Source organism: Okeania sp. (assembly GCF_983059655.1).
On the sequence record NZ_CEZPJD010000372.1, the window covers coordinates 1 to 7,631 of the forward strand.

3 protein-coding genes are annotated in these 7,631 nt (G+C 36.6%); 1 reads left to right on the plus strand and 2 read right to left on the minus strand.

Going from position 1 to position 7,631, the window contains the following annotated elements; translation table 11 throughout:
* Positions 1-236 precede the first annotated feature (236 nt).
* Positions 237-2,252: a CHASE domain-containing protein gene (locus AC3DU7_RS19540; RefSeq protein WP_488040980.1), complete on the minus strand. Its 2,016-nt coding sequence runs from the start codon at positions 2,250-2,252 to the stop codon at positions 237-239.
* Positions 2,253-2,962: 710 nt separating this feature from the next.
* A complete protein-coding gene (locus tag AC3DU7_RS19545; RefSeq protein ID WP_488040981.1) occupies positions 2,963-4,279 on the minus strand; it encodes a serine/threonine protein kinase in 1,317 nt (438 codons plus the stop codon).
* Positions 4,280-5,535: 1,256 nt separating this feature from the next.
* On the opposite strand from AC3DU7_RS19545, the gene AC3DU7_RS19550 reads away from it, so the two are divergent.
* The coding region (locus AC3DU7_RS19550) for a heparin lyase I family protein (RefSeq protein WP_488040982.1) at positions 5,536-7,631 on the plus strand (2,096 nt) is incomplete at its 3' end.

The following is a 7,631-nucleotide window of genomic DNA, read 5'->3' on the forward strand; positions in this document are numbered from 1 at the left end:
CCTGCGCCATATCTATGAGACCAAGAGAAAAAATAATTCCGTACTTCAAGCCTCTAGCTTGACCTTTGTCATGCTCCGCAAACAGCTTTAGGTACTGATAACTGATAACTGATAACTGATAACTGAAAGGACCTCCTGTCTCCTGATTCCTAGCTAAAAAAACTTGATATTCATGAAGATACGATCGGGTATTCTATACACCTTGAGAAGCTGATAGCTGGCAGCTGACTGCTATTTCAAGAATTGATTGCGATCGGCAACTTAATGATAAACTCTGTACTCTTTCCCTGTTCAGATGAACATATTAAGTCACCTCCATGTTTTTCTCTAACAATTTGATAACTAATTGAAAGCCCTAATCCTATTCCTTGACCAACTGGTTTAGTTGTAAAAAATGGCTCGAATAAGTGAGCTTGAATATCTGGTGCTATACCAGGACCGTTGTCGGCAATTTGGATCGTAATCCATTTGGCATCAACTTGAGCTGTTTTAATAAAAATTAAGGGCGATCGCTCTTTGAACTTGCCTACTGCCATAGAATCTTGTAAGGCATCAATTGCATTACTCAAGATATTCATAAATACCTGATTCAATTGACCCGCATAACACTTTATCAAAGGTATATTACCGTACTCTTTCTTGACTTTAATTTCGGGGCGCTCGAAATGAGCTTTGAGCTGATGGTCTAGGATCATCAATGTACTTTCAATACCCGTATGAATATCTATATCCTTAACTTCTGATTCATCTAACCGGGAAAAATTACGCAGAGATAAGACAATTTCCTTGATACGTTTACCTCCAACTTTCATAGAATTCAATAAACTGGGCAAATCTTGAGCCATAAAATCTAACTCAATATCTTCAATGACTGCTTCAATCTCTGGAGTAGTTACAGGATATTGGGTTTGATAAAGGTCAAGCAAATACAACAAATCTTGGCAATATTGGTTGGCATATTCAACATTTGCTGTAATAAAATTGACAGGATTATTAATTTCATGGGCAACACCTGCCACCAACCTCCCTAAACTAGACATTTTTTCAGTTTGTACCAATTGTAATTGGGTTTGTTTTAGCTGTTGCAATAATTCCTTTAACTTGCGATTTTTATTCTCAACTTTCAACATTGTTTGCTTGGAGATTAATAAATACATCATTAAACATCCGGTCGCTAATAATCCAAATGCTAGAACTGTTGCAGGTCGCCAACTATAAATATAACGTTTGCCAGAAGGTAAGACTAGCAAAGAAAGTTCCTGTCGCGCTAGATTAAGAGAACGGATGCAGAATTGCCATTCATTAGTGTAATGACAGGGGTTTGAGGATTGAATTATGGGGCTATCAAGAAAGTCCACATTTGCAACTTGAGCGGATTTTGTGAGAGTTTCGCTATCAGCTTTGTAAGCAATGAGGAAAAATTCAGTAGCTGTGATTGCTGCTTTGTTTAAAGCTGAGTCTAACTGATCTTCTGGCAAACTATATAGATAGAAATCAAGTCCATTGAGATCGAGATGAGCTATTGCTTTTTCTATAAAAGTCTGGAGTTCAAAAAGACCAAACACTACTCCTTGAAATTGAGTCAGAGAATTAAGTTGTTTATTGTTAAGGGACTTTTGTGCATTGGTATTGTTAGAAGTGAATACTGGAGAGTAAAGCACAAAGCCTGGTTTGCCATTTTCCAACTGCACTAAAGGCGTACTAACACTCACACCAAGACGTTCTGCTTTTTTTATAGTCCGCAAACGTTTTGGATCGGATACTGCGTCCCAACTAATATAATCTCGCCATCGATCTAAGGGTTCAAAATAGGTTGTGGGGAAGTAAACAGGTCTATCTCTAGCGACAACTTGCGTTCCTGTTGAATCATTCTCGTGAATCCTAAAATTAATTATTCCTTGAGTTTGTAACTTTTGCTCATAAATCTGGCGTTCCTGAGCATCTACTTTTTCAGTCCAACCTAATCCCAACAAACCGTTGTAATATGGTAGTAGAGAATTAGAAAATTCTTGAAATTCTTGTCTAGTGATTATTTTAGCAGTATTAAATAATGCTCCAACCGATCTGGTGAGTTGGATATAGCTATCCAACTGCCTTTGCAACTCACCGACTAGTACCATAGATTGTTGTTCAAATCGTTCTCTATCTTTAGCAATTTCCCAGCGGTGAACCATGAAGGTAGCGACGATCGAAAGGCTGATTCCAACAAATCCTGCTATTCCAGTGGCTGTGTATCGCTTGAATAAATACATAAGTTTTATGACCTCTATTAAGAATAATTCGCAATAAAATTATATTGTAATATTATTATCCTAGTAATCGTCAATAAACTAAAAAAAAATCAAATCTGCATTATAGTAGTTTGTAAACTTTGAGATGATGTATAGAACCCCTAAACGGATTTATATAAGCATCTCCTCCACGCATAGGGAGTAGGTCGTAGGGACGTTGCATGCAACGTCCCTACAGAGTAGGGGGAAAGAATTGATGAATAACAGTGCAATAAAAGAGCATGATTTTTGATTGTTGGAGATATCTATCTATAGTAATTAAATATCAATATCCTCACTTATTGGCCTAAAAACCCAACATTAGCTAATATTCCAAATGGCTTCTATAAATTGTTGTAACTGTAACTGTGATTTTATGGGTATATTTTTGGGTAATGCTATGGCGCTGTGCGCAGGCAACAGGCAGAGACGTTGCATGCAATGTCCCTACAGATTAGTTCATTCATAAGGTTGTTCAGGAGCAAGTAGTGAAAAGGGTATTTATGATTCAGTCTTGATTACGGTTCGCTCAAATATCTTAATTCATAGTTTGATTCACCAACACCAAATATTCTAGTAGTTAGGAGGGGGTTTGCTGCGTTGGCGGAGCAAGTGCGGCAGCTATATCGCTACTTTCATGCAACAAAACCATTATTAATTATTAATTATTAATTGTTCCCTAGGACGTAGCACTATAGTTTTTGATTTAACCATTCATTAATTTCCTGAGCTAATCGCGTGCTATCTTTTGCATTCATGGCTCGTTCGATTTGACATTTATCTATTTGAGATTGAATTGTAACTTGATGACCAGATTCAAATTTAGATGATAATACCTGTAAAATATCTCTAGTATTTCCCTGACATTTCCCGTATATAAAATTAAATAAATGTCGTTCTACCTGAAAAGTATTACGGTCAATATAAATGTAGTTCTTTTCTCCAAAGAGTATATATGTTCCTACAAAAATAATGATAAAAAATAATATTCCATAAATTGGATTAGTTAGCAGTAAACCAAAAAATATACAAAGCGCTCCACCAACAAATCCAGAATTTTTTAGTTCTCTCAAAGTAGGAGCATGAGTATAAATTTCTATCATTTCTGAAGATTTATTAATACTAATAATACTGCTAAAAATTGCTATTTCCGATTTTTTGGAGAAAATAAGTCTCGGTTGCGACTTTGCTTCATATTTAGCTTCTGATTCGAGGTTTAATAATGCTTCACTGGCACTTTTAAAACGTCTTTCTAAATCCATTTCTGTTATTTTATTAATCCATGTTCCTAAACTATAACTAATATCAGTTTTATCAGTAAATTGAATCTGATAATTTTTTTGTGGTAAATCTGCGGGGATAATTCCAGTTAGTAAATGAATTAAAGTTGTTCCTAAAGCATATAAATCTGAAGCGGGAACTGCTCTACCCCAAAATTGTTCTAGAGGTGCATAACCAATAGTTCCTACAACAGTAAAAGTTCCTCCATTAGCATTACCCTGAGATTGGACTGCACCAAAATCTACTAGATAAATTTGTTGGTCTGCACCCATAATTAAGTTACTTGGTTTAATATCTCGATGCAAAACAGGAGGCTCTAGTTCGTGGAGATAAATCAGGATTTCTAATACTTCTTTGGCAATTTTAATCGCATCTTCTTCTGTAAATTTTTTCTCTCTATCTAATAATTCTTGGAGTGAAAAGCCGGGAATATAATCTTGTACTAATGCAAACCATGATAAACCTGCATCAGCTTCTTTATATAATAAAAAATAATCGCGATAATTAGGGATGCGAGGATGATTTAGGGCTTGTAAAGTTTGGGCTTCTGCCTCAAATAAATTTAATTCTTGCCCTAACATTTCTGGACTATAAGCTAACATTTTGATGGTTACTTGTTCTTGTGACTGGGAGTCAAATGCTAGCCAAGTTTTACGACCTGCTACAACATGACCTAATTGTTTTTGTAGTTGGTAACGTTCTTTTAAAATTTTTCCTGGAGTTAACATAATAAGTCAAAATTCAAAAATCAAAAGTCAAAAGTTAAAAGTAATCTTAATATTATTGAGTCATCATACCGTAGGTTGGCAAGTGAGGCAAAACTGATGTCAATCATCACAATAGACATTTCCATAACAGAGGGAACAGGGAACAGGGAACAGGGAACAGGGAAGAATAATTGATAATTTATGGGTAATAATTGATTTTATTTTTGATTTTTGGAGATGTCTAATACTGAAGAATCAGGCGTTCGCTACTTTGTGAGTTTCCTCCCTTAACTATTGGACAATAGTTAAATTAATAATTGAGACTGAGTAATCAGGCGATCGCTACTTTGTGAGTTTCCTCTGTTTACTATTGGACAATAGTTAAATTAATGCTTTAGACTGAGTAATTAGGCGATCGCTACTTTGTGAGTTTCCTCTGTTTACTATTGGACAATAGTTAAATTAATGCTTTAGACTGAGTAATTAGGCGATCGCTACTTTGTGAGTTTCCTCTGTTTACTATTGGACAATAGTTAAATTAATGCTTTAGACTGAGTAATTAGGCGATCGCTACTTTGTGAGTTTTCTCTGTTAACTATTGGACAATAGTTCAATTAATGCTCGATACTGAATAATCAAGCGTTCGCTACCTTGTGAGTTTCCTCTGTTTACTATTGGACAATAGTTAAATTAATAATTGAGACTGAGTAATTAGGCGATCGCTACTTTGTGAGTTTCCTCTGCTAACTATTGGACAATAGTTAAATTAATAATTGATACTGAATGTTCGGGCGATCGCTACTTTGCCAGTTTGCTCTGTTAATTATTGGACAAATGAATAGGTTAAATAACATTTATTAGCAATTTGCTTACCTTTTTAGTCAAAGGGAAATTTCCGGTTAACTTTTTCAACAATCCTTGTTTTTCATAACATTATTTTTCTATTTTAATTATGATTATATACTTTTAAATAAGAGTTTAAACTAGCAATTAGGGGAGGTTAACAAGTTAAAAAAATTTGTTCAGCCTTTACTATTTAAAAAAAAGGCGTTGCTTAATCAAGGGATGAATATCAGTAGTCTGGGTATTATTTCCTAAGTAAAATGTAAGGAACAGGCAAGATCTCCATGCTACAAAACTATTAAAATTATCCCGCATTTATACAACATAAAAAAAATACTCTACTATTAATAGAGGTCAAACAAAATCAAGTTAGACTTCAAATCAATCAAAATCAAGTTAGACTTCAAATCAATCAATGTAAGGATAGTTAAATAATGGCTGATTATTTCTTCGATCTAGATTTTGAGACTGCGGACTCAACTTCAGGTTTACCCGCTGAAAATTATAGAGGTATTCCTTTGCTGTGGGATGAGTATGAATTTACTGGAAAAGGATGGAATGCGGGAGAAGGCGATCAAAAGTTTGGGTTAGATAATCGTTACTGGGAAATAGAAATTGCTCGCGAGCCAAACAGTGTTGTACCACTCTACAAGCACTCATTTGACTTTGTAAACAAGGAAATTGGAGGACGGACAGGTTCTTTCGGTCGCTTTGAACTGAATAAGAATGATGAAAATGCTTCTACCAGTAGCAAACGAGTTGAACTATCCCTGAGTGGGGGAAATCTAGAAGCCAATAACTCTGATACTTGGTATGGATTTAGTATTTACATTCCTGGAGATGAAAATGAGGAGGAAAAATGGGAGGTCGATAATAGCTCATCCGAAGTAATTGCTCAGTGGCATCATGCTTTCCAGGAAGGAGAAACCATAGCTGGTCCACCACTGACACTTCAAATTCAGGGAGAGCAGCTTATTCTCAAGTTAGCTAGTTCCCTGATTCATGAAAATAAAATCTTTGAAACTATTGGTGAATTAAACAATAAAATAGATGAAGAAGGTAAGCAGCGACCGGAGGTATATCATAGTCATTTTAGGGATGGTGATGATGGAGATGATGATGATTATATTCCCTTAAAAAGCCTCGAAGATATGAAAGGTAATTGGACAGACTTAGTATTTTATATTGACTGGGAAGATACAAATGATGGAGAGATAAAAGTTTGGATAGATGGGAACGAAGAACCTACTGCTACAATTGCAGGACCTAATACTTATCACGATGAGGAAGGTGTCTATTTCAAGAGTGGAATCTATAAACCGGATTGGGCAGATGAAAATGCCAGTGATACAGAAAACCGAGTTCTTTATTCTGACAATTTCCGTATTCTTAGCGATGGGCAGCAAATTGAGGGATACGAGAGCGAATTTGATTTTGTTGCTCCTTGGAGTCGTGACGAAGTTGCTGCAACCTACCCTCCAGATGACAATGATACACCAGATGACAATGGTACTGTCAGTCCGGTCTCTGGGTCTGGCGACTACCTGATGAGCATCCGTGGAGGTACTAATGGAAAAGCCTTGGTTGCCAACCACCTATTTGAGGACAATAACTCTGGCTCTGTAAATGGTTTTGCTGCACAACCCTCCTTTAACAGCGAGTTCTTTGATTATTGGTCAGAGCAAAACTGGTTAGCGGGAGACTTCAACGGTGATGGTTTCGATGATGCGCTGAATATTTACAATAATAATTACGACGATAATAATAATCCTAATCCGTATCAGCCCCAAGAAATTGCAACTGTTTTTACTCATCTTTCTGATGGCGATGGGTTTACAGAGGAAGATGCAGGAAATCAACCATTTATTGATAGGATAGCTGTCTCTGCTTCTGATTATTCTAATTATTTTAAGGATGAGAAGGCAGCAGCATCTTTCGACGTTGAAAAATTCCTAGTTGGTGACTATGACGGGGATGGCAAGGACGATATTGCTAATGTTATTGGTGTGAACCGGAAAGCTCAGGTTTATGTGCATTCGTCTAATGGAAGTGGGTTTAATACTGAACCATCTTTTAAGAATGACTTGTCAGGTTACTGGGAGGAAGCACCGGCAGAGAACGGGCGACCAGCGCTGAAAGGGCAAACTTGGCTATCTGGAGACTTCAACGGTGATGGAGTAGATGACTTACTGAATGTCTATGAAGATTATGTGGCAGAAGACAAGATAGCGGTTTGGACTTTTCATTCTAAGGGTGATGGGTTCGATGCCGATACGTCAAGTGAGTTCACTACCTATGATGAAATAACTGGTACTGTAGACCCGAAAAAATACTTGGTAGGCGATTTCAATGGAGACAAACGTGATGACCTTGCTGTAATAAGTGGAGTTCAACCTCCAGATAGTACAAGCCTTACGACTTCGGTCGCCGTTCACTTTTCTACAGGAGACGGATTTGAGAATCAGCCATCTTATATAGAGATGTTGAGGTTCTACTGGGAGCATCAGGAATGGAAAGTAGGTGACTTCAA